The organism is Nitrospirota bacterium, assembly GCA_016180645.1.
Lineage (GTDB): Bacteria > JACPQY01 > JACPQY01 > JACPQY01 > JACPQY01 > JACPAV01.
This window is the reverse complement of the sequence record JACPAV010000006.1, coordinates 126,574-146,603: the sequence shown is the minus strand read 5'-3', so window position 1 is coordinate 146,603 and position 20,030 is coordinate 126,574. Positions and strand designations below refer to the sequence as shown.

Annotated in this window: 23 protein-coding genes; 14 read left to right on the top strand and 9 right to left on the bottom strand. The window is 60.5% G+C overall.

All coding sequences use genetic code 11. From position 1 onward, the window contains the following. Nucleotides 1-114 precede the first annotated feature (114 nt). Nucleotides 115-342 carry a type II toxin-antitoxin system HicB family antitoxin gene (locus HYT87_05715; protein MBI2059252.1) on the top strand — a complete coding sequence of 76 codons (228 nt, stop codon included), beginning with the start codon at nucleotides 115-117 and terminating at the stop codon, nucleotides 340-342. A 23-nt stretch (nucleotides 343-365) separates the two neighbouring features. Here the strand turns inward: HYT87_05715 and HYT87_05710 are convergent, their stop codons facing one another. Next, the gene (locus HYT87_05710; protein ID MBI2059251.1) at nucleotides 366-812 is read right to left on the bottom strand and encodes a type II toxin-antitoxin system VapC family toxin; all 447 of its coding nucleotides are present in this window, start codon (nucleotides 810-812) and stop codon (nucleotides 366-368) included. Further along, nucleotides 809-1,054: a DUF2191 domain-containing protein gene (locus tag HYT87_05705; protein ID MBI2059250.1), complete on the bottom strand. Its 246-nt coding sequence runs from the start codon at nucleotides 1,052-1,054 to the stop codon at nucleotides 809-811. The genes HYT87_05710 and HYT87_05705 overlap by 4 nt, the downstream gene beginning before the upstream one ends. A gap of 98 nt (nucleotides 1,055-1,152) precedes the next feature. Here HYT87_05705 and HYT87_05700 point away from each other — a divergent pair, with 98 nt between their 5' ends. After that, nucleotides 1,153-1,941 carry a DJ-1/PfpI family protein gene (locus HYT87_05700; GenBank protein ID MBI2059249.1) on the top strand — a complete coding sequence of 263 codons (789 nt, stop codon included), beginning with the start codon at nucleotides 1,153-1,155 and terminating at the stop codon, nucleotides 1,939-1,941. Nucleotides 1,942-2,088: 147 nt separating this feature from the next. On the opposite strand, the gene HYT87_05695 is transcribed toward HYT87_05700, so the two are convergent. The 5 genes from HYT87_05695 to HYT87_05675 all read right to left on the bottom strand — a co-directional run bounded on the left by HYT87_05695 (nucleotide 2,089) and on the right by HYT87_05675 (nucleotide 5,356). Then, nucleotides 2,089-3,594 (bottom strand): GMC family oxidoreductase, encoded by a 1,506-nt coding sequence (locus HYT87_05695; GenBank protein MBI2059248.1) that lies wholly within the window; start codon nucleotides 3,592-3,594, stop codon nucleotides 2,089-2,091. Beyond that, nucleotides 3,591-4,280, bottom strand: a complete 690-nt coding sequence (locus HYT87_05690; GenBank protein MBI2059247.1) for a hypothetical protein — start codon at nucleotides 4,278-4,280, stop codon at nucleotides 3,591-3,593. Before HYT87_05690 ends, HYT87_05695 begins: the two co-directional genes overlap by 4 nt. Further along, the gene (locus HYT87_05685) at nucleotides 4,277-4,429 is read right to left on the bottom strand and encodes a hypothetical protein (protein ID MBI2059246.1); all 153 of its coding nucleotides are present in this window, start codon (nucleotides 4,427-4,429) and stop codon (nucleotides 4,277-4,279) included. The genes HYT87_05690 and HYT87_05685 overlap by 4 nt, the downstream gene beginning before the upstream one ends. A gap of 192 nt (nucleotides 4,430-4,621) precedes the next feature. Then, complete coding sequence (locus HYT87_05680; GenBank protein ID MBI2059245.1) at nucleotides 4,622-5,050, bottom strand: putative toxin-antitoxin system toxin component, PIN family; 429 nt, start codon at nucleotides 5,048-5,050, stop codon at nucleotides 4,622-4,624. A 21-nt stretch (nucleotides 5,051-5,071) separates the two neighbouring features. Continuing rightward, a complete protein-coding gene (locus HYT87_05675) occupies nucleotides 5,072-5,356 on the bottom strand; it encodes a type II toxin-antitoxin system prevent-host-death family antitoxin (GenBank protein ID MBI2059244.1) in 285 nt (94 codons plus the stop codon). Between the two features lie 516 nt (nucleotides 5,357-5,872). On the opposite strand from HYT87_05675, the gene HYT87_05670 reads away from it, so the two are divergent. Then, nucleotides 5,873-6,103: a type II toxin-antitoxin system RelE/ParE family toxin gene (locus tag HYT87_05670; protein MBI2059243.1), complete on the top strand. Its 231-nt coding sequence runs from the start codon at nucleotides 5,873-5,875 to the stop codon at nucleotides 6,101-6,103. A 41-nt stretch (nucleotides 6,104-6,144) separates the two neighbouring features. On the opposite strand, the gene HYT87_05665 is transcribed toward HYT87_05670, so the two are convergent. Then, entirely contained in the window at nucleotides 6,145-6,858 is a 714-nt protein-coding gene (locus HYT87_05665; GenBank protein ID MBI2059242.1) for a hypothetical protein, read from the bottom strand. A gap of 65 nt (nucleotides 6,859-6,923) precedes the next feature. Between HYT87_05665 and HYT87_05660 the strand changes: the two genes are divergently transcribed. After that, the gene (locus tag HYT87_05660; protein MBI2059241.1) at nucleotides 6,924-7,412 is read left to right on the top strand and encodes a hypothetical protein; all 489 of its coding nucleotides are present in this window, start codon (nucleotides 6,924-6,926) and stop codon (nucleotides 7,410-7,412) included. On the opposite strand, the gene HYT87_05655 is transcribed toward HYT87_05660, so the two are convergent. Beyond that, nucleotides 7,409-7,651 carry a hypothetical protein gene (locus HYT87_05655; protein MBI2059240.1) on the bottom strand — a complete coding sequence of 81 codons (243 nt, stop codon included), beginning with the start codon at nucleotides 7,649-7,651 and terminating at the stop codon, nucleotides 7,409-7,411. The genes HYT87_05660 and HYT87_05655 overlap by 4 nt on opposite strands. 83 nt (nucleotides 7,652-7,734) lie before the next feature. Here HYT87_05655 and HYT87_05650 point away from each other — a divergent pair, with 83 nt between their 5' ends. The 10 genes from HYT87_05650 to HYT87_05605 all read left to right on the top strand — a co-directional run bounded on the left by HYT87_05650 (nucleotide 7,735) and on the right by HYT87_05605 (nucleotide 20,027). Then, nucleotides 7,735-8,082, top strand: a complete 348-nt coding sequence (locus HYT87_05650; protein ID MBI2059239.1) for a helix-turn-helix transcriptional regulator — start codon at nucleotides 7,735-7,737, stop codon at nucleotides 8,080-8,082. A gap of 85 nt (nucleotides 8,083-8,167) precedes the next feature. Further along, nucleotides 8,168-9,748 carry an aldehyde dehydrogenase family protein gene (locus HYT87_05645; GenBank protein ID MBI2059238.1) on the top strand — a complete coding sequence of 527 codons (1,581 nt, stop codon included), beginning with the start codon at nucleotides 8,168-8,170 and terminating at the stop codon, nucleotides 9,746-9,748. Nucleotides 9,749-9,787: 39 nt separating this feature from the next. After that, the gene (locus HYT87_05640; protein ID MBI2059237.1) at nucleotides 9,788-10,357 is read left to right on the top strand and encodes a DUF2889 domain-containing protein; all 570 of its coding nucleotides are present in this window, start codon (nucleotides 9,788-9,790) and stop codon (nucleotides 10,355-10,357) included. Between the two features lie 2 nt (nucleotides 10,358-10,359). Beyond that, nucleotides 10,360-10,605: a hypothetical protein gene (locus tag HYT87_05635; protein MBI2059236.1), complete on the top strand. Its 246-nt coding sequence runs from the start codon at nucleotides 10,360-10,362 to the stop codon at nucleotides 10,603-10,605. 198 nt (nucleotides 10,606-10,803) lie between these two features. Then, complete coding sequence (locus HYT87_05630) at nucleotides 10,804-11,355, top strand: cytochrome c3 family protein (GenBank protein MBI2059235.1); 552 nt, start codon at nucleotides 10,804-10,806, stop codon at nucleotides 11,353-11,355. A gap of 129 nt (nucleotides 11,356-11,484) precedes the next feature. After that, nucleotides 11,485-14,544 (top strand): molybdopterin-dependent oxidoreductase, encoded by a 3,060-nt coding sequence (locus HYT87_05625; GenBank protein MBI2059234.1) that lies wholly within the window; start codon nucleotides 11,485-11,487, stop codon nucleotides 14,542-14,544. Between the two features lies 1 nt (nucleotide 14,545). Continuing rightward, on the top strand, nucleotides 14,546-15,856 hold the full coding sequence (nrfD, locus tag HYT87_05620) for a polysulfide reductase NrfD (protein MBI2059233.1): 1,311 nt from the start codon (nucleotides 14,546-14,548) through the stop codon (nucleotides 15,854-15,856). A 39-nt stretch (nucleotides 15,857-15,895) separates the two neighbouring features. After that, nucleotides 15,896-16,402, top strand: a complete 507-nt coding sequence (locus tag HYT87_05615; protein MBI2059232.1) for a DUF3341 domain-containing protein — start codon at nucleotides 15,896-15,898, stop codon at nucleotides 16,400-16,402. Then, nucleotides 16,399-17,421, top strand: coding sequence for a polysulfide reductase NrfD (gene nrfD, locus HYT87_05610; GenBank protein ID MBI2059231.1), 1,023 nt, complete (start codon nucleotides 16,399-16,401; stop codon nucleotides 17,419-17,421). Before HYT87_05615 ends, nrfD (HYT87_05610) begins: the two co-directional genes overlap by 4 nt. Before the next feature lie 203 nt (nucleotides 17,422-17,624). Beyond that, on the top strand, nucleotides 17,625-20,027 hold the full coding sequence (locus HYT87_05605) for a response regulator (protein MBI2059230.1): 2,403 nt from the start codon (nucleotides 17,625-17,627) through the stop codon (nucleotides 20,025-20,027). The last annotated feature ends 3 nt before the right edge of the window (nucleotides 20,028-20,030 follow it).

The window sequence follows — 20,030 nt, the reverse complement described above, 5'->3', positions numbered from 1 at the left end:
CCCAGGAAGGCGGGGGACCAAGAAATCAAGAACTTGACAAAGAATTCCTATAGCTTAACTTTGGCTGAAATCTGTCCAAACGATGGGGGTAAGCTCCGAATGACGGCGACCGTCATGCAATACGTGGCCCACTTCCTTTCCCAGCCGGAGGGCGGCTACACGGTAGTCTTCCCCGCCTTGGAGGGGTGCGTTACCGAGGGCGGCACATTTGAAGAAGCACTCGCCAATGCACAGGAGGCCGTTGAACTCTATTTGCGGACTCTTATGAGGCGAGGGAAGCCCCTACCGCAGGACGGGTTCGTCCACTCCGTTCATGCCCGAGTCCCCGCCGCTGCCGCTTGAGCAGTCGAGTCCCTTCCCTCAACTTACGGAAGTGGACGGGTGGGATTGAGCGGATTGAGGGTCTTGAGACCGGGGAAGCGTTGGAAATCCCGGTCGGTGGTAGCCAGAGCCGCCCCGTGTTCGAGCGCCAGCGCGGCGACGTGGGCGTCGGGGGCGAGATTGGCGCCGGACTGCGATTCCTTCAGGAGGCGCGCGTAGATTTCCCAGTGACCGTCTCCCGGCTCCAGAGCGCCGAACATGGGCCGCGCCATCCACGCTGACACGTGGCCAATTGCCTCCTCGATGCTGAGGGGTTGGATGAAGACACGGGGATGCGTGCCGATTCGGATGAAAGCCACAAGCGTGATCCAGGCCACACGGATCGGGGACGGCGACGAAAGGACTTCCTCCCACCACGCCCGTGCTCGTTCGTGGTGTTCCGAGCCCGCGTCATAGGCGTACAGGAGGAGGTTCGCGTCTACGAGGATCACTTGTGCGACGGCCCCTCGATCTGTTCGAGGAGTTCCGAAATGTTGTCCAGGCTGATTCCGGAGCGCAGCCCCATAGACCGGGTCTTCACCTCGAAGGGCGGGAGGGGACCCGGGGGTTTCTCAGAGGCGAAGCCCGTCCGCAGGACCTCGTTCACCACCTCCTTGAAGGGTTTCCCGAGGCGACGGGCGCGGGACTTCAGCTTGGCCGCCACGTCCTGATCGAGGGTCAGCGTCGTTCGCACATCATGATGCTACATACTATGCATCATGATGTCAATGGCTGTCCGAGGCTGTTTGCGTGAGAATCTTCCGCCGTGCTATCTCTGACACCGTGGTTTTGATGGCGTTGCCCGAGTCGGACTTTGATCCGACAGAAGTATCCGTGCCGTGGAGTGTGCTCACGGCGGCCGGGTATGAGGTGAAGTTCGCCACGCCTTCGGGGAAGCGCGGACACGCCGATCCGCGCGTTCTGACTGGAAAGGGATTCGGGCCCTTCAAGCCGTTCCTCGCGGCGCGCGAAGAAGGGCGGGAGCTGTACGGTCGGCTGGAAAAAGACCCCGCATTCGGGAGTCCCATTTCTTACGAGCAAATCGCTCCGGACGCCTTCGACGGGCTGATCCTTCCCGGTGGACACGCGCCGGGAATGAAGCCGTATCTGGAATCCCCCGAACTCCAGAAGCGAGTGGCGCATTTTTTCGAAGCCGACAAACCCGCGGGAGCCATCTGTCACGGCGTTCTCATTCCTGCGCGCGTGGTCTCACCGAAGACGGGGCGCTCGGTGCTCTACGGCCGGAAAACGACGGCCCTGCTCAAGAGCATGGAGCTGTCCGGGTGGGCCATCACAGCGGCGTGGCTCGGAAATTACATAAGGACATACCCGACGCCGGTGGAGGACGAAGTTCGATCCGTGCTGAAGAGTCGCGACGATTTTATCCGCGGCCCGATGAGCCTCCGGCGGGATTCAGCCTCAAGGCCCGAGCGCGGTTTCGCCGTGGTGGATGGGAACTACGTTTCGGCCCGCTGGCCGGGTGATGCGAATCGATTCGCCCGGGAATTTCTTCGGGTGCTCGACAACGCAGGAGGGAAGGGATCTCCAAGAACGGGCACCGCGATGACTTCTCCCGGCTAGGATTTGTTTGAAAACCCTGTGGTTTTCGAGCGATTTCTTGGTAGTCGCACCCTTTGAGGGTGCGTCTTCGGACGCAGGCTAAAGCCTGCGGCTACCGGAGAAATACGTTTTCGAAAAAAGCCCGGTAGTACCCGGCGGCGATCGAACTCAAGTCCCAACCATCCGCCTCGCCAACATGTCGGCGGCGGCCATGATGGGAACCATCGTGTGGCTGCTCGACGTTGTTGGGAAAATCCCGGCATCGAGAACGTGGAGGCCTTTCACCTGATGGTGCTCGCCCCATTCATTGACCACGCCGCGGTCGGGGCGCCTCGCTGCCCGCGTTGTGCCTTGCGGGTGGGCGCTGATTAGGTGGACACGTCCACCTTCGAACTTAACCGATGCGATCATTGCCTCCGCGGCCCAGAGATCAGCCGCGCGGCGGGGGCGATCCTCCCATGGGAGGAGGATCTCCACGGCACCCGCCTCGAAATACGCCCGCGCGGCAGCCTTCATGCCCATCCGCATTCGGCTGACAACATCCTCCGATAGCGGGTACCGGATGGCCGCCCGGCTCCCGATGCCGGGCTGAACCGAGCCCGCGGGCTTGTCCGGCACAAGCACCATGCAGGCTGCGTAGTGGTCGAACTGTGAGAGATCGCGCAGGTGGCCGATTCCTATGCCGGGTAGTAGCGCCGCCGCCGCGCCCGGTCCGGGCGAGGCGGACTCCAATCGAAAGCCGCCGTAGCCGGCGTCCTCCGTGGCCGTTTCAAACTCGTCTACATAGGCGATCTGCGGAATGCCGTAGAACGATCCCACGGGCTCGCGAAAACGCGCGAGAACGGGAACCTGCGGTTGGAGACTGAGGTGTTTGCCGGCGTATCCGGATCGGTCACCCAGCCCGCTCTTTTCGAGCAGGATGGGCGTTTGGATCGCGCCGGCGGCGCACACGATCTGGTCGGCATGGACCCTGACGGGAAGTGGAGTGCCGATCTGAATTTCGAAGCCGGCCTGATCGGGGCGGATCGACTCGACCGGGGCGTGGTGAAGCAGCCGTGCTCCATCCGACAAGGCTTGAGGAACATAGGTGATGAGCGCGCTCCGCTTCGCGTTGTACGAGCAACCGATCAGGCAGGCGCCGGCTCCCACACAGCCCACCCGATTGTTCATGAAAATGCCGCCCTTCCATCCGAGCGATGAGGCACCATGCAAGAGCACGCGCGCATCCGGCGTCACGAGCGCATCCGGAATCCTGTTGGCTCCGATCGCGGCCATCACCCTCTGCTCCGCCGCGTGCCACTCGGCATAGTTCCACGGTTCGAGGTCGTGATGCCTTCTCCAATACTCGAACACGGGCTGGGCGGTCGGTTCCAGATCTCCCCCGTTGATGACCGTCGATCCGCCGACACATCTCCCCTGCGCAACGCCGATCAGACCGTCCACCGTGGCCTGCGTCCCATGGTTCACGTAGAGAAGGCCGTACATCTCATCCTCCCGCTGATTGAACCCCTTCTCAGTTACAAACGGCCCGGCCTCGATCATGAGAACGTTTTTTCCCGCTGCGGCGAGAATTCGAGCCGCAACGCTGCCGGCCGCACCGGTGCCGATCACGGCGAACTCGCATCGGATTTCCCGCTCGAAGTCGGTGGACCGGCCATCGATAATCCGATTCATCGAAGCAAGGACCCCCATTCGAGCCGCCCCGGATCATTGGAACGCGCAGAGATGGAATCGGGCGAGACGCCCATGCCGAGAGGGTGGACCGATGTGGGGGGACGGTCGGCTGATACCCAAGGGCCACCGTATCCGATCATGGACCACGTGTCAGGATGCGAATAGGCGGAGAACATGACGGCTTTTCGCATCGAGGACGCGATGAGCCTTCTGAGGCGGGACCGCGAATCCAGCCACGCCCGGAGGATCGTTTGTCGTTTCTCACGCGAACAACGAGAGAAGGCCGCACCGCTGCGATCGGTCACGAGCGGCAGATACTCCAGTATGAACATCGCGCCACGGATGACCATCGGCATTCGCCGTCCCTGTGAGACAAACATGGCGGACAGGCGCTCCGCCACGCCCAAGGAAGCGGCATCGAAGGGGGCCTCCTCGCGAGAAGGCAGCACCGTGTCGGCGAGCGCGTGAAGCCGGGCATAGGTGGCCTTGCCGAGTTTTCCCGCGGCGTCTCTGTCGATTCCGGGAAGTCTTGGATCGATTCGGGCACAGCCGGTCCCGGCCATGCAGGCGAAACCGCAGGCGGATGCTGCGACGCCGAAGAGGAAGGAACGGCGGGAAAGCTCGCCGGCGATTTGGCCCACATGGCGTTCGGCTTCGGCGTCGGTGGTCGAGGGTCCGGGTTTCATGGCGCGGTGAAAAAAGTCTTGAGGACCTCCGCGGCATGCTTTCCCCAGCCGGCGAAGATCTGCTCATAGGCGGCCTCGCGCGAATTCGTGAGTGGGAAATACGCGTCCACTCCGATGAAATCGAGTGCGTGCGTATTATCTTGGGTCACCGTTGAAACAATGGACGAACTCTTTTGATTGCATGTAAACGACATGGGGTCTGTTAGTAACGGATCGCGCTCGGCGCAAGTAAGTGGGGGAACGAGGGAGTCCGGGGCCCGTTCTTGTCTCGTGTCATTTCAACACTCTCCAGCGGGGACTTTCTCCGTGAGAAAAACGCCGCCTCTCCGCACGGCCAAGATTTACCTTGCCGAATTCAGGAGCGTGATGAAATCTCGCGGGGTCACGATCTTTACACCCTCGAATTCCTTCAGCTCCAGCAAGTGTGAATCGCCGGAGACGATGAATTCCGCGCCCCCTTCCTTCGCGCAGGCCAAATACTGGTTGTCGTCCGGATCCGTATCCAGCACCTCCGGGATCGCGCTCGGCCTCACAACCGAGGAGAGTATTTCAAGAGATAGGAGGTATTCTTCGATTTCCTTCTGGCCGGACTTCAGCCTCTTCTTGACACGAGGGTAGCCCGGGGCACGCCTGATCTCGTCCAAGATGCCAGGCGAAACCACGAGTTCGAAAGCGTTTTCCATAAGAAGCAAACGAAAGATCTCGGCAGAGGGGCCCATGGGCTGGAGGAGCGAGCTTACGTACACGTTTGCGTCGAGTACGACTGGCAATGGTCGTGGATGATGCCGAGTCTAGCTGTCCCGCCGACTCGCTCGGGCATGGGCCACGGCTTCATTCACAAGGCGCTCAGTCTCAGTCGGGGCCGCGAACCGGTTGGCCTCTTGATTCCTCTTGAGGATCTCGAGGAGACGCAGGCGGGCCGCTTTCCTCACCTGCTTCAGCCTCTCAACGGGCACAAGGGCGGCAACCGCCCTCCCCCCTCGCTCGATCACATACTCGTCGCCGCCAGACGCTACACGATTGAGAACATTCTCAAAACCTTGCTTCGCCTTCGCTGCTGATATTTTCAGTTCCATCTTCGTAAATCGAATTATAGCACATCCAGTCGGTACCTTGGTTTTCTGTGGTGAACTTGAGGTGATCAGAAGTCGCGAGGTCGGTCGGAGCCGGCACGGAATCAGTCGAGAGACATACTGTCCGTGTGGGATCGATGAGCCGAGGAGTGCGGAAAGGCCGAAAACGACGGTTATTGAGCCGGAGACCCTCGAACTCGTGCGGTCCCCAGGGTTACGCCCCCAATCCGAAAGCCATATTCGCCGGGGACGGGTGTTTGCGCCCATTCGGGAGGAGGCTATAATGCAATCATGTCAGTTGGGGTCAGGGTTGTTACGGATCGAAGGGGACGCAAACACGTGGTCATGCCTCTTGGCCGGTACGAACGTCTGCTCCGGTTGCTCGAAGACCGTGCGGACTTGGCCGTGGTTCGTCGCCGTTCCAGAGAGTCGGTTATTCCATACACTGAGGTTCGACGTCGACTCGGTCTAGCGTGACGAGGCGTGCGATTGCACGCCATTGGATTTCGCGGCTCAGCGATGGCGGAGTTCTCGTCTCTCCCCAAGCAGATTCAAAAGCAGGTGGATGGAAGGATCGGAACCCTTGCCGTGAGTCCGCGCCCGGCCGGCGTACAGAAGCTCCAGGGATCTGATAAGGTGTATCGGTTGCGGTCGGGAGACTACCGAGTCATCTATGAAATCGACGACGCGTCGAAGACAATTATCCTTACGCGAATCCGTCACCGAAAAGAAGCGTATCGCAACCTGTAATGTCTAATGTCAAGAACGTCCCCAAGAAATACGTTACTCGGTCAATCGCGGGAAGCTCCGGCCGCTTTTTTCTCGGCGGCAACCTCCAGCGCGCGTTTTTCGAGAGCCTCGGTGTACATCGCCCAGTCGGTCCTCTCCTGCTCCGTGGCTTTCCAGATTTCGAAATGGCAGGTTTCCGCGCCGGCGGGGATCGTCTGAGTGAACTTCACCTGCCAGCCTTGGTCCTCGCCCAACTCCCGCAGGGCGTCCATCATTCCCTGAACGAAGTACCGCTGCACGCGGCAGTCGAACGCCTTGTAGTGGTCTTGGTGGGGACACCAGACGATATGGAAACTGACTTTGCCCTTGCCGTCGATCTTGGGATCCTCGAGGGAGGCGTAGGCGATTCGATTGATGACGGTGGCGTAGAAACTGAGCAGCTCTTCATCCGTGACCCCGGCCGGTCGCGTGAAGCCCATCACAATCTGGCGGCCGACATCGAGCCCGATCTTGCGGATTGCCTCGCCGACGATTTCCTGTCCCTTCGCGCCAAACGCCGCTTCTACGTCCTTGAGAATGCGGATCACCGCCATGGCCTGCATCGTGCCCCACTGCCAGAGCGTGGCCGGATCGAAATCGGTTTTGGCGAGAACTTCCTCCTTCAGCCGCTTCAGACCCTTCTCATACGGCTGGTTGAATTTGAATTTCTTCCAATTCTCTTCCGGCCTGTTTTCCCAGTGCGCCACACACACCTCCCATTTCGGCCATCGTATCATGGATCATCTGGAGGCGTCAGCCTCGTTTCTTGACAGCTCCAGCGTGGCGGTGGTACCGTGAAGCCATGAACATTGAGGAACGGGGTCATCAGGATTCCATTAGGGCCATCCTCAGCCGAATCGAGAAGACCACCCAAAGCTTCGCTGAAGAGGGCCGCGTGTTCCGAGTTCAGGCCGAAAAGGACCGGCTTCAGGCTGCCGAGGATCGTAGACAGGCTGCCGAGGATCGCAGACAGGCTGCCGAGGATCGCAGACAGGCTGCCGAGGATCGCAGACAGGCTGCCGAGGATCGCAAGGAGTGGCGGCAGCGCTGGGAGGAGGATCGCGAGCGATGGGAAGAGAATTGGGAGAGCGATCGCAGGCAAGCGGCGGAAGATCGGAAGGAAATTGCCCGGATTCTTGAGGCTATTGGCAAAGTGGGAGTGACGATTCTCAGAAATCAGGAGAGGCAGACCGAGCTGCTGAAGACCAACAATGTATTCTTGAGGCGAGTCCTGACGAACGGTCATCTTGGCGGCAACGGCGCCCGCTCACGCCGCGGCCGAAAGCACTAGCTCGTTCCCAACTCCTCCGCCCGTCTCTTCGCGTTCTCCAGAATTTTTGTCAACGTCCGGAGCGCCATCGCCTCCGTGCTGTTCCAGCCATGTGAATCCAGAAGCTGACTGATTCCTTCCAAAGCGATCCCGATCAATTCGGCGATCTCCCGGCCGGCTTCGCGGGTCGACGAGTTGGGTCTGGTCGAAGTGCTCCTCCTGGTAGGCACCGGGTTGCGATCGGGGTCTCCCCCTTCCATGCGCGAGATCATTCCATTGTACGGTAAATATGTCAATCTACTGATCATGGATTACGTTGTTGATGGGAGGTGGAGATCCTGTCATGGTGGAAAGCAGGGATCGCGATTTCGTGAGGCGCTTTGGGCGGAACCTCCGCCGGGTGCGGCTGGAGTTGGATCTCAGCCAGGAGGAAATTGCCGAGCGAGCCGGGATTACGAACAAGTACCTATCTGAAATAGAAAACGGGAAGCGTAGCGTCCGATTGGCGGTGGCGCATCGACTCTCTCACGCGTTGGGGAAAACGTTGGACGAACTCTCGGCATCGGAAGCGGCGGGTAAACCATCCAAGTCGTACCAGATTGAGCCCAGACTCACCGATCTCCTCCGTCGCTTGGAAACCGCCGAAAAGCGGCGCGCCTACGGCATCCTGAAGGCCGCGTTCAAGGACTAAATCAGTCCCGTTCCGATCGAGATCATGATCCGCTCCTGCTCACTCCTGTTTACAAACGCCAGTCTTCGGGCTATATAGCCGCGATATGGCATTCGTAAGAGACGCCTCCAATTCCGCGGTGATTCCCACCATCAACCCCGCCACGCTGGAGGAAATCGAGCGAATCCCGCTGGCAGGCGAGCAGGAGGTCGAGAGCGCCGTCTTCAGCGCGCACAAAGCCTTTCAGACGTGGGGCAAGCTCACCGTTCGCGAACGCGGGGAATACCTCCGCAAGGGATGCGACTACATGCTTGACCATGTGGACGACCTCGTGGACACGATTTCCAAGGAAATGGGCAAGCCTCGGATCGAGGCCCTCGTGGCCGACGTTTTCACCGTGGCCGATCTGATCTCCCACTGGTCGAAAAAGGCCGAAGAGGTCCTGGCGCCGCAGGACATCAAGCTCCACATGATGCCCATCCCCATCAAGAAGAGCCGGATCGTATACGAGCCGCTTGGAGTGGTCGCCGTCATCTCGCCTTGGAACTTCCCCTTCGCGTTGCCCATGTCCGGTCTCGTCTTCTCGCTCCTGGCCGGTAACACCGTGGTTTTCAAACCCGCGTCGGACGTGCCCCTCGTGGGGCGCAGGATCAAGGAGATTTTCGAACTGGGCGCGAAGCTCCCACAGGGCGTTTTCAATATGGTGGTCACCTCAGGCGCGACCGCTCAGAAAGTTCTGTGTCGCCCGCCCGTGCGCAAAGTCGTCTTTACCGGCAGCACCTCCGTGGGAAAGAAAATTATGGAAGCGTGCGGCCGCCATCTAATCCCGGTGGTCCTCGAACTCGGCGGGAAGGATCCGATGGTGGTCATGCCGGATGCCAATCTCGATCTGGCGGCAAAAGGCGCCGTGTGGGGTGCATTCACGAACTGCGGGCAGGTCTGCGCGTCGGTCGAGCGCGTGTACGTCCACAAGTCCATCGCGCCGAAGTTCATCGAGAAAGTGGTGGAGGAGGCGAAGAAGCTCCGTATCGGGCCGTACACGTCGGATGCGGTCGACGTTGGCCCGATGGTCAACGAGGGCCAGCTTCAAACCGCGGAAGATCACGTGCGCGATGCGGTGGGGAAGGGCGCTCAGGTTCTCGTCGGCGGCAAGAAGCCCGGCCCCAAAGGATTCTTTTACGAACCCACGGTGCTCGTGAACGTGAATCATCAGATGAAATGCATGAGCGAGGAAACCTTCGGCCCGCTTCTTCCCATAGCTACCTATGAAAGCGACGATGAAGCGGTTTCCCTCGCGAACGACTCCAACTACGGCCTCACCGCCAGCGTGTGGGGAAAGGACCGGAAGAAAGCCGAAGCCGTCGCCGCACGGATCGACGCGGGCACGGTGTGCGTGAACGATCACGCCTATACGTACGGACTCACCGACACGCCCTGGCAGGGGATGAAGGAGAGCGGCATCGGCGCCTCGCACTCGCGGATCGGCCTGATGGAATTTGTTTATCCGAAGCATCTTCACCTGGATCACCTCCCGAATTGGATCAAGACGCGTCCGTATTGGTATCCATACGATCAGAAAAAGTTCCACATTTTCAAGGAAGGCATGCAGCTCATTTTCCGCAGAGGCGCCGGCAACAAACTCCGCCACCTCGGCGGCATCCTTCGCGCTCTGTTCGGCGGCAACTGACTCCCTTTCGTGGCTGTTCCCGCGTCCGTCTCATCGCCTATGACTGCATTGGACGAACTCATGGACCTGGCGAAGTATCAAAAGCAAACCTTCGGCCGGACCTATACCACCGACGTTTACAAGCCGAAGGAAGGGCTCGTGGCGATCACGCGGATGCACGATAGCTACCACGACATGCAGCTCGCCATCCTCGTGGAAAAGAAGGCCCTGACCATCCGAAAGATCGCCGCGAAGATGGACCGCCATCCCTATCCCCTCTGTCAGGCCGCGGTGTTGAGACTCCAAGGGCTTGTCGGCCTCTTCATCTTCGAGAAGGGGATCCTCCGCCACGTGAAGGAAACCATTCCGAAAAGCGAAGGGTGTACGCACTTGTATGAGCTGGTCGAGACGACGCTGCGTTCGCTCTTTGCCGCCGTTTCGTCCATCTATGGAGAGAAAAACGTGCGGGGCATCGAGCTCGATCTGGAGGAACGCCGTCAGCTCGGAATACAGAACCCCGTCCTTCGAAATTCATGTCACGTTTTCAATGAACGCGGCGCCGATCAACAGGTGTTCGACGCCGCCGCGAAAAAACTGTCGATCAAAGACGATTCACAACCCGTGTACTAAACATGGCGAACCAAACGAAAGAAACCATCGAAAAGCGGATCAGCGTCTACAAGGACCGTCTGAAGAAAATCGCCGATGGGAAGAAAGCCGATGCCGCCAAAGCGGGCCGGGGCCTGACGAAGAAACTGAAGCGGGCTCAACGGCGACTGCGGGCGATGCTCGGCAAACCCCATCCGCGAAAAATCTTCAAGACGATTCTGCGACCTGGTGCCAAACAGCAACCCGCGGCAGGCCAAGCGAAGAAGTGACGGTTCGGGGAGCGCAGCTCCCGCCGAATCGTCCCATTCGCTGTGCTTCAGGGACGGCGAGCGGATCGGCCATCCGGCCCCAGCGCCGTCATCCTGAGCGGGCCGAATGCCCGTCGCAGGCTCTCTCGGAGCGCCGCCAAAATCTTCTTGACACCCACGGTCTGAAATGCTACTTGACGCGCGAGTTCGGGTTACGTCGTGAAGTTCTTCAAAGTCGTTGCAGGTCTGGGCATCCTCGCCGGAGGGTGTGTGGTTGCTTTTTTTCTTCTCGTTTATGGACCTTACATGACACCAAAGTTTGGAAATCCCGCGCCGGTTCAACCGATCAATTTCCCACATGACCGCCACGCCGGAACCGATGTGGCGAACGGCCAACTCGGGCTGCCCTGCACGGCCTGTCATATCTTCGCGGAGCGATCAGAACAGGCCGGGGCGCCGCCGCTCCAATTCTGCATGGGCTGCCATCTTGGGATCGGGTTGGACAAGCCCGGCATTCAGAAGCTGCGTGAGTACTATGACAAGGGAGAGTCGGTGGAGTGGGCGCGCGTCCATACGCTTCCCTATTTCATCCGATTCTCGCACAAGCGGCACGTCAAGGCCGGTTTCCAATGTCAGGAATGCCACGGGGCGGTCGAGAAAATGGCGGTTCTCACGCGCGAGGCCCCGCTCCAGATGGGCTGGTGTTTCAACTGCCACAAGCTGCACGAGGACAAGGGCGGCTCGCAAGATTGCTGGACGTGCCACAAGTAGGAAGTGATGAGTCCTGAGGTGAAAATCCCATCAGAATCCACCTGCGCGTGCGGGGGTGGGAAGGCTTCGTGTGCCAACCCAAGCGATCCTACTCACGACTCACGCCTCACGAGCTCCAGGAGGGAGGAAGTGCCGCAAGAGGACAGGAGTCCGGCGCGGCCGACTCACGCCGCCGAAGCCGGGATGGATCGCCGCGATTTCCTGAAAGTTGCCGCCACCGCGGCCGCCGTCACCGCCTGCGTCAAAACCGAAAAGAAGTTCGTCTCGCCCATCGCTTATCCGGCCGACTACCTCCCAGACCAGAGCCGGTGGATCAACACGACTTGCCATATGTGCTCCGCGGGCTGCGGCATCCAGGTGAGGGTTTTTGAAGGGAACGCCAAGAAAATCGAGGGCAATCCTCTCCATCCGGTCAGCCACGGCAGAGTCTGCGCCCGGGGTCAGGCCGGGCTTCAGCTCGTCTACAATCCGGACCGCCTGCGTGCACCGCTCCAGAAGAACGGGACCGGCAACCTCGAAAAGATCACGTGGGACGAGGCCTTGAAAACCGTCGCCGGGCATCTGAAGACCCTCAAAGAGAGGGGCGAGTCCGAGCGGATCTACATTGTTACTTCCCACGTGTCGGGTGCGCGAAAGACGCTGCTTCAGGCGTTCCTGAAGGAGTTCGGCGCCGGCGCAGATCACCTCGTTGTACATGAGCTTCTCTCGGCTGAACCGCTCCGCAAGGCAAATCAGATGCTGTTCGATCGGTCGGATCTCCCGGTCTACAACCTGGCCGAGTCCAATTTTGTTCTCTCCTTCGGCGCGGATCTCCTGGGCACGTGGCTCTCCCCGGTGCACTACACCCATGCCTACGGTGAATTCCGTCAGGGGAAAACGGGGCGTGACGCCCGCGGGCGCCTGGTCCACGTTGAGCCGCGCATGTCGCTCACCGCCGCCAATGCCGACACGTGGATTGCGCCGAAACCGGGCACCGAGGTGGCCGTGGCCCTTGCAATGGCCCACGTCATCGTCGGAGAGGGCCTGAATCAGACAAGCGTGGACTCCGAGGCGTGGAAGGCCGTGCTGTCCGGATTCTCGCCGGAGCGCGTGGCCGAAATGAGCGGCGTCTCCCAAGAGCTGATCGTGACCACCGCCCGCGACTTGGCGCGGGTGAAACCGGCCTGCGTCATCGCCGGCTCAAATGCATCCACGAATTCAACCGCGCTTGCCATGGCGGCGCAACTTCTCAATTGGCTGACCGGGAACTTGGGCGAGAGCGTCCGATTCGATGCCAAGAATCCATGGGCCTTCGACTCATCGTCCTTGGAGCGAAGTGGAAAGGGCGACGCGCCTCTTCCCTCGGAGCTTCTGCCAACGCTCACCGATCTGGCCTCCCTCTCACGCCTGAAAGATTCCCTCGAGAGCGGGCAAGCCCGCGTGGTGCTCTTCATCGACACCAACCCTGTTTTCACGCTGCCCGAGCGGCTGGGATTCGCGAAAGCGTTGGAAAAGGCGGACCTGAGAGTGTTTTTCGGCCACTTCATGTCCGAAACCGCCGAGCTTTGCCATGTGGTCCTTCCGATGACGACTCATCTCGAGAGCTGGTGGGATTCCGTTCCGGCCGCACCGGTGGGCTCCACGGTCATGAACCTGGCCCGGCCTGTCATCCAGCCGTCGCCGGAACTGCGCCAGCCCGAAGATGTTCTTCTCGGACTGATGGGCGAACTCGGCTTCAAGAAACCGGCGGACTCCTCGGAGGCCTTCATCCGAGACGCATGGAAGAAGCTCTACAAGGGAATGAACAAGAAAGGGGATGTGGATGCAGCATGGACGGAGGCCGTCGCTCAAGGCGGATGGTGGCAGGCGTCTTCGAGCGACAAGAAAGCGGCTCCTTCCGAGTCCAAATGGCTCCAAGCCGCGAAGGACATCGGCGTTGCCGCAATCAGGACCGAGGGATCGTCCCCCGAATTTCCATTTGCATTTTATCCGTACGCCTCCACGAAGTTTTACGATGGCCGCCACGCCAACCTGCCTTGGCTCCAGGAGCTCGCCGATCCGCTGACGACGGTCGTGTGGGGCTCTTGGGTGGAACTCCATCCCGATACGGTCGCCAAGCTGGGCCTCCGGGAGGGAGATATCGTTCGCGTCGAATCGGTTGAAGGCGCCATCGAGGGACCGGTGCTTGCGTATCCGGGAATTCGCCGGGATACGGTGGCCTTCCCGATTGGGCAGGGCCACCAGGCGTTGGGCCGATATGCGCGCGGGCGCGGAGCCAATCCCATCCAGATCCTTTCACTGAAGGCGGATGCGGAGTCGGGCGCGCTGGCGCTGGCCGCAACCGCCGTGAAAATCTCGCCGACGGGTCGCCGCGGTCGGATCGTTCGTTCCCAAGGGAGCCCCCAACTCATGGGCACGGAGGTCCTCCAGACCATTTCCGCTGAAAAACTCCAGGCGATCAGCCATCATCACGCTGCGCCAAAGCCGCTTCACGGCGAAGCCGTCAAATGGGGCATGACCGTCGATCTCGACAAGTGCACGGGCTGCGGCGCCTGCATGGTGGCCTGCAGCTCCGAAAACAACATCCCGGTGGTGGGGGAGGAGAGCTGCGCCAAGCGAAGAAACTTCTCCTGGATCCGCGTGGAGCGATACTGGCCGGATGAGCAGGATCGGTTGACCGGACAGGGCCCGGGCGCGCTGTTCCTGGTGATGATGTGCCAACACTGCGAAAACGCCCCGTGCGAGCCGGTGTGTCCCGTCTACGCGACGAACCACAATCAGCAGGGACTGAATGTCATGGTGTACGACCGGTGCGTGGGCACCCGGTACTGCTCGAACAACTGTCCTTACAAAGTTCGCTACTTCAACTGGTACGAGCACTACAAGATGTGGGAATCGCCGCTGGAGCTCCAGCATAACCCCGATGTCCGCATCCGGGTGGACGGCGTCATGGAAAAATGCACCTTCTGCATCCAGCGCATCCGGGTGGCGAGCGATCGGGCGAAAGATGAAGGGCGCCGGCCGGTCCGCGACGGCGAAGTGGTAACGGCTTGCCAGCAAACGTGTCCGGCGGACGCGATCGTCTTCGGGAATCTGATGGATCCGGCGGCGCAGGTGACCCAACGGGCGCAGGACCCGCGGGGCTACGGAGTCCTGGAAGAGTTGAATGTCGCCCCATCGGTAACATACCTGAAGAAAGTAACGGTTTGACATGGAATCCCATCGCCCGCGCATCAGTTTCTCGGATGTCAATCGAGACGTCCTCCGCACGATGTTTCGTCTCAGTCCGCTCTACGTCCTCGCCGTGATGGTCACGGGCGGCCTGGTGGTTTGGATGGGTTACGCCTGGTACGTGCAGATCGATGAGGGCATGGGAGTCTCGGGCAAGCGTCACCCCTCGATGTGGTTCCTGTATATCGGTACCTTTGTGTTCTGGATCGGCGTCAGCCACGCGGGAACGCTGCTGTCGGCCATCCTCCACCTGCTCAAAGTTCAATGGCGAAAGCCGCTGTACAGGATCGCCGAGGCGATGACGACCGTCTCCCTCCTGTGCGCGGCCCTGTTCCCGCTCATTCACCTTGGCCGCGTGTGGAAGTTCTACTGGCTCCTGCCGTATCCCAACCAGCGCGGATTGTGGCCAAACTACCGCTCGCCGCTCGCGTGGGACACCATCGCGGTCACCTCCTATCTTGTCGGTTCGAGCATCTTCCTCTATTTCGGCATGATCCCCGATTTCGCCATCGTGCGGGACAACAGCAAGGGGATCAAACGGTCGATCTACGGCGCGCTCGCGCTGGGATGGAAAGGAACGAACCGGGAATGGTGGGTCTTCGGGAAAGCGTACTCGATCTATGCGGCCTTCCTCACCGCCATCGTACCCACCGTGCACGGCATCGTGTCGTGGGACTTCGCCATGTCCATCCAACCCGGCTGGCACAGCACCGTGTTCGCCCCATACTTCGTGGCCGGAGCCATCTTTTCCGGCGTCGCCATGGTGGCCACGCTGCTGATCATCATGCGCAAGTTCTACCGGTTGAAAGACATCATCACGGACGATCACCTTGACAAACTGGCGCAGCTCATTTTCGCCATTTACCTGATCTGGTTCTACCTCTCCCTCATGGAAATCCTGCCCGAGTGGTTCGGCGGCGACGTGTTCCACAAGAACGTGGTGCTGTCGCGGTTCAGCGGGCCCTCCAGCGTTCACTTTTGGACGATGGTGGCCACGGCCGGCGTGCTCCCGCTGTTCCTGATTTCCCGCCGGTTCCGCCGCTCGGCGCCGTTCCTTCTGGTCACGTCGATCCTGATCAATCTCGGCATGTGGCTGGAGCGCGTGATGATCGTCATCTCCACGACCCGGAGCTACATCCCGGCCTCGTGGGGCGACATCCAGCCGACGTGGGTGGATTCGTCCATCGTGATCGGAACGTTTTCGATGTTCGCGTTTCTGCTCCTGATATTCGCCAAAGTCTGCCCGGCCGTCTCGATGTACGAAGTCAAAGAGGAACTCCATGGCCACTAGCCGGCTCACGGGGTCACGGGGTCACGGGATCACGCCGCAATGGTAAACGCCTGCGGTATCTTTCCCGATCCGGAAACCGCCCTGCACGCCATCCGGGAGTTGAAGAAGGCCGGCTACAGGGAAATGCTCTGCCAATCACCGATTCCCTATGAAGATATCCAGATGGAATTGAAGCCCAAGAGCGCTCGGGTATGGTTCTTCTCCGGCCTGGGGGCCGCCTTCGGCATCCTGTTCGGATTGACGCTGGTACTGGGAACGTTCTTTCTGGCGAACATCATGACGGGGGGCAAACCGATCATGTCGATCCCTCCGGCGCTGGTCATCGCGTATGAGTGCGCCAATCTTTTTGGTTTCATCGGGACGTTCACGGGCCTGGTCCTTCTCACGCGCCGATGGAGACGGAAGGTGTCGTTCTATGAAGAAAGGGCGAGTGAGGACAAGCTGGTTCTCTTCGTCGAGTGTCCGGACGGTCACCTGACTCAAGTCCAGAACCACCTCAAGAAGGCCGGCGGCGACATCCGAATGCTCGAAGCAGGGGGGGTGTGATGCACGAGACCGGCGCGGCGTGGATGGGTTCACCTCAGTGGGGAATGCTGGTCGCCACCACCTTGTACCTCATCGGGATTTCCCAGGCGTGGATTGCTCTCTCGGCCGTATTCCGAGTCGCCCGATCCACCTGGCCGCGGCCGCTCCAGCCCGTCCTCGAATCCATGGTCATGTTCGCTCCGCTGGCGGTTGCCCTCCTGATCGCGCTGCTGGTCGGCCGGCACCACATCTTCTCCTGGCTCGGCCGTCACGAAGACGCCTACTGGCTGAATATTCCCCAACTGGCATTCCGGAACATCATGGTCAATCTCATTTTCTACCTCCTGGGCATGGCCCTCTTCTTCAAGGGCAGGACCCTGAAGCCGTTGTCGTTGATCGTTCTCAGCACGTTCACCATCATGATGTTCTTCACGGCGCAGACGATTCTGAGTTGGGACTTCGGCTCGAACCTGATCGGCCACTGGTATCCCTCGGTCTTTGCGCCTTGGTTCATTGTCGGCAGCCTCCAAGTGGGTGTCGCGGCCGCCATCCTGACCTTCGCCTTCCTCAGACGCTCCCCGATGGGACCCAAGATCAACCTCCAGCAGTTCGATTTCATGGGACAGCTCCTGCTCGGATTCACCTTCGTGTGGATCTACACCGGATTCTCGCTCTACATGGTCTACTGGTACGGAAACATTCCTCACGAAATCGAGCCGGTGAATCTCCGCATCTGGAACTGGGCGCCCCGGCTCTTCTGGGCGATGATGATCGTGAAGCTGTTCCTTCCGTTCTTCATGCTGATCAACACTCAGGTGCGTCACTCGGTGGGCGCGCTGTCTTTCGTGGCGATTCTGGTGCTGGTGGGCGGGGCGATCGAAAAGTACCTGATCGTCGTTCCCGCGGTCCATCCTGCGCCGCTGGTCTTTGACGCCTCGCTCCTCCTTCCTCATGCCGCGATTCTGGGCGGGGGAATCGTGGTGGCTCTGGTCGCCTGGCGCATGTTCCTCCGACGCAACCGCGTTCTCGAGACGATTTGACCTTCCGCCGGCACGACCTTTCCCGGCTGGACTTTGCAGGCCATATCACCTATCCTTGCCTCCAGTCCGAAGTCTTTCGGGCCGGAGAGCCGTCATCCTGAGCCTGAAGACCACGGGGAAACAAGCCATGCGAGACGTGGGTTTTTTTGCGGGTCATAAGTGGACCGACGGGATCACCATTACACCACCGGGGAGCACCGATCATGGAAGGGAGTGAACGTTCACGCATCTCCCTCGCCCTAAGGGTGGGGCTGCTGAGCCTCCTCCTGCTGGCCGCCGGTTTGGGAATCGCGACCTACGGCGTCAGGCAGGTGGCCGAGGCCCTTCGCGAAGAAGCCGTCGCATGGGGTCGCTCCATCGCTTCTTCGCTCGTCACTTCCCTCAACGATTCGATTGAATCCAATCAGGAAGTGGGGAGCGGCGTGCTGAACAAACTGGTGCGCATGCCCGGCCTCGCCTACGTGGAGGTGGTCGATTCGGCGGGGGCCGTAACGGCGCGGGCCTTCGCGGGCGCCGGTTGGGAAGAGCGAGGAGGACCTCCACCGGGCTTTGTGGCCAAGCGGGTGAAGGAGGGAGGCCGGGCCGCCTACATCGATGTTCCGGTGGAATTGAGACGCGGCTTCACCCTCCATATCGGCTTGGACCGCGATTCCATCGAGTCCCGCGTGCGCCCCGTTCGAAGGGCCATTGTGGCCCTTGTCCTCGTCGAGTCGATGCTTGCCATTCTGCTGGTCGTCTGGGCATCGCGCCCCTTTATCGATGGTCTCCGTCGCGCCGAGAGGAAGTACCGCAGTATTTTCGAGCACACGTTGGAAGGAATCTTCCAGACGACCCCGGACGGGCAATATATCAGCGCCAACCCCGCCCTGGCTCGCATCTATGGGTACGATTCTCCCGCCGAGTTGATCCGCGGCTTTTCCGACATCGCCCGGCAGCTCTATGTCCTGCCCGGCCGCCGCGAGGAATTCCGCGAACTGCTTGCCCGCGAGGGGCAGGTCCGAAACTTCGAATCCCAAGTCAGGCGCAAGGACTCCAGCGTCATCTGGATCTCCGAGAACGCGCGGGCGGTGTACGACGAACGTGGGGCGTTGTCCTATTACGAAGGCACGGTCGAAGATATCTCGGAGCGCAAGCAGATCGAGCGTATGAAAAACGAATTCATTTCCATCGTGAGCCACGAACTTCGAACACCCCTGACCTCGATCCGGGGATCGCTCGGGCTGATCGCGGGCGGGGTGGTCGGATCCCTGCCCGATGGCGTGAAACAAATGATCGACATCGCGGTGAACAATACCGATCGCCTGGTCAGGTTGATCAACGACATTCTCGACATCGAAAAGATCGAAGCGGGCAAAATGCCGTTCCAGGTCAAGCCGGTGGACCTGATGGCCCTGATCGATCAGACCCTGGAGTCCACGAGGGGCTTCGGGGATAATTACAAGGTCCGTCTCGAACTGACCGATCGCCTTCCAGGGGCAAGGGTGAGTGTGGATCCCGATCGGCTCGCTCAGGTTCTGACCAATCTGCTCTCGAACGCGGTCAAATTCTCGGCGGCGGGCGGATCGGTCCGGGTCGCGGTGCGGTCTCACCCCAAGGGTGTGCGGATTTCCGTAACGGACCACGGGCCGGGAATCCCAGAGGCCTTTCGCGCGCGAATCTTCCAGAAGTTTGCGCAGGCCGATTCTTCGGACACCCGCCAAAAGGAAGGGACCGGGCTGGGCCTGAGTATTTGCAAGGCCATCGTGGACCGGCTCCAGGGGGAGATCGGTTTTGAGACCGAACTCGGTAAGGGGACGACGTTCCATGTGGATCTCCCCGCGGTCGCGAAGACCCCCGAAGTTCCGGTGGGGGTCGACACCGGGAAACGAAGAGTGTTGATCTGCGAAGATGATGTGGACATCGGCCGACTCCTCCAGCTCATGCTGGCGCAGTCCGGCTGCGAGACGGACGTGGCCCACTCCGCCGCCGAGGCCAAGGAGTTTCTCGCGCAAGGCCGGTACGAGGCCATGACGCTCGATCTGATGCTCCCAGGGCAGGATGGGATCTCGCTGATACGAGAGTTGCGGAGCCGGGAGGATACCGCCGAACTCCCGATTGTGGTCGTCTCCGTAAAGGCGCAGGACGGAAAGCGGGAGATCAACGGGGACGCCCTCGGCGTGATCGATTGGATTTCCAAACCCATCGACCCAGGCCGGCTCCAGAACGCCCTTGCGCGCGCTACTCGAAAAGAAAAAGGGGGGCACCTGTCCATCCTCCACGTGGAGGACGATCCGGACAATTTCCGGGTCGTCCAATCCATCTTGGGAAGCACGGCCGAGGTATCTTGGGCGGCGAACCTCGCAACGGCCCGCGAAAGTCTGAAGGATCGGGTATTCGATCTGGTCATCCTGGATCTCGGGCTTCCGGACGGCTCCGGTTGGGATCTCGTTCCGCTCATCAAATCCCGGTTGGGACCCTCTGTCCCGGTCGTGATTTTTTCAGCGAATGAGATTACCGGTCAGGAGGCGCAAGAGGCCGCGGCTTCGCTGGTGAAGGCTCGAACCTCCAATGAGCAGCTCCTGGCGACCATCCAGTCGGTCCTGGGAGGGGGCCATCCCCGGAGTTGAGCC

Bases quoted from the DNA above. Each gene is read 5' to 3' on its own strand.
- nrfD (MBI2059233.1), top strand. From the start codon at position 14,546: ATGGAATCCCATCGCCCGCGCATCAGTTTCTCGGATGTCAATCGAGAC.
- HYT87_05670 (MBI2059243.1), top strand. From the start codon at position 5,873: ATGGCGGAGTTCTCGTCTCTCCCCAAGCAGATTCAAAAGCAGGTGGAT.
- HYT87_05700 (MBI2059249.1), top strand. From the start codon at position 1,153: ATGGCGTTGCCCGAGTCGGACTTTGATCCGACAGAAGTATCCGTGCCG.
- HYT87_05675 (MBI2059244.1), bottom strand. From the start codon at position 5,356: ATGGAACTGAAAATATCAGCAGCGAAGGCGAAGCAAGGTTTTGAGAAT.
- HYT87_05645 (MBI2059238.1), top strand. From the start codon at position 8,168: ATGGCATTCGTAAGAGACGCCTCCAATTCCGCGGTGATTCCCACCATC.
- HYT87_05605 (MBI2059230.1), top strand. From the start codon at position 17,625: ATGGAAGGGAGTGAACGTTCACGCATCTCCCTCGCCCTAAGGGTGGGG.
- HYT87_05660 (MBI2059241.1), top strand. From the start codon at position 6,924: ATGAACATTGAGGAACGGGGTCATCAGGATTCCATTAGGGCCATCCTC.
- HYT87_05650 (MBI2059239.1), top strand. From the start codon at position 7,735: ATGGTGGAAAGCAGGGATCGCGATTTCGTGAGGCGCTTTGGGCGGAAC.
- HYT87_05635 (MBI2059236.1), top strand. From the start codon at position 10,360: ATGGCGAACCAAACGAAAGAAACCATCGAAAAGCGGATCAGCGTCTAC.
- HYT87_05695 (MBI2059248.1), bottom strand. From the start codon at position 3,594: ATGAATCGGATTATCGATGGCCGGTCCACCGACTTCGAGCGGGAAATC.
- HYT87_05615 (MBI2059232.1), top strand. From the start codon at position 15,896: ATGGTAAACGCCTGCGGTATCTTTCCCGATCCGGAAACCGCCCTGCAC.
- HYT87_05665 (MBI2059242.1), bottom strand. From the start codon at position 6,858: ATGATACGATGGCCGAAATGGGAGGTGTGTGTGGCGCACTGGGAAAAC.
- HYT87_05690 (MBI2059247.1), bottom strand. From the start codon at position 4,280: ATGAAACCCGGACCCTCGACCACCGACGCCGAAGCCGAACGCCATGTG.
- HYT87_05715 (MBI2059252.1), top strand. From the start codon at position 115: ATGCAATACGTGGCCCACTTCCTTTCCCAGCCGGAGGGCGGCTACACG.
- HYT87_05655 (MBI2059240.1), bottom strand. From the start codon at position 7,651: ATGGAAGGGGGAGACCCCGATCGCAACCCGGTGCCTACCAGGAGGAGC.
- HYT87_05640 (MBI2059237.1), top strand. From the start codon at position 9,788: ATGACTGCATTGGACGAACTCATGGACCTGGCGAAGTATCAAAAGCAA.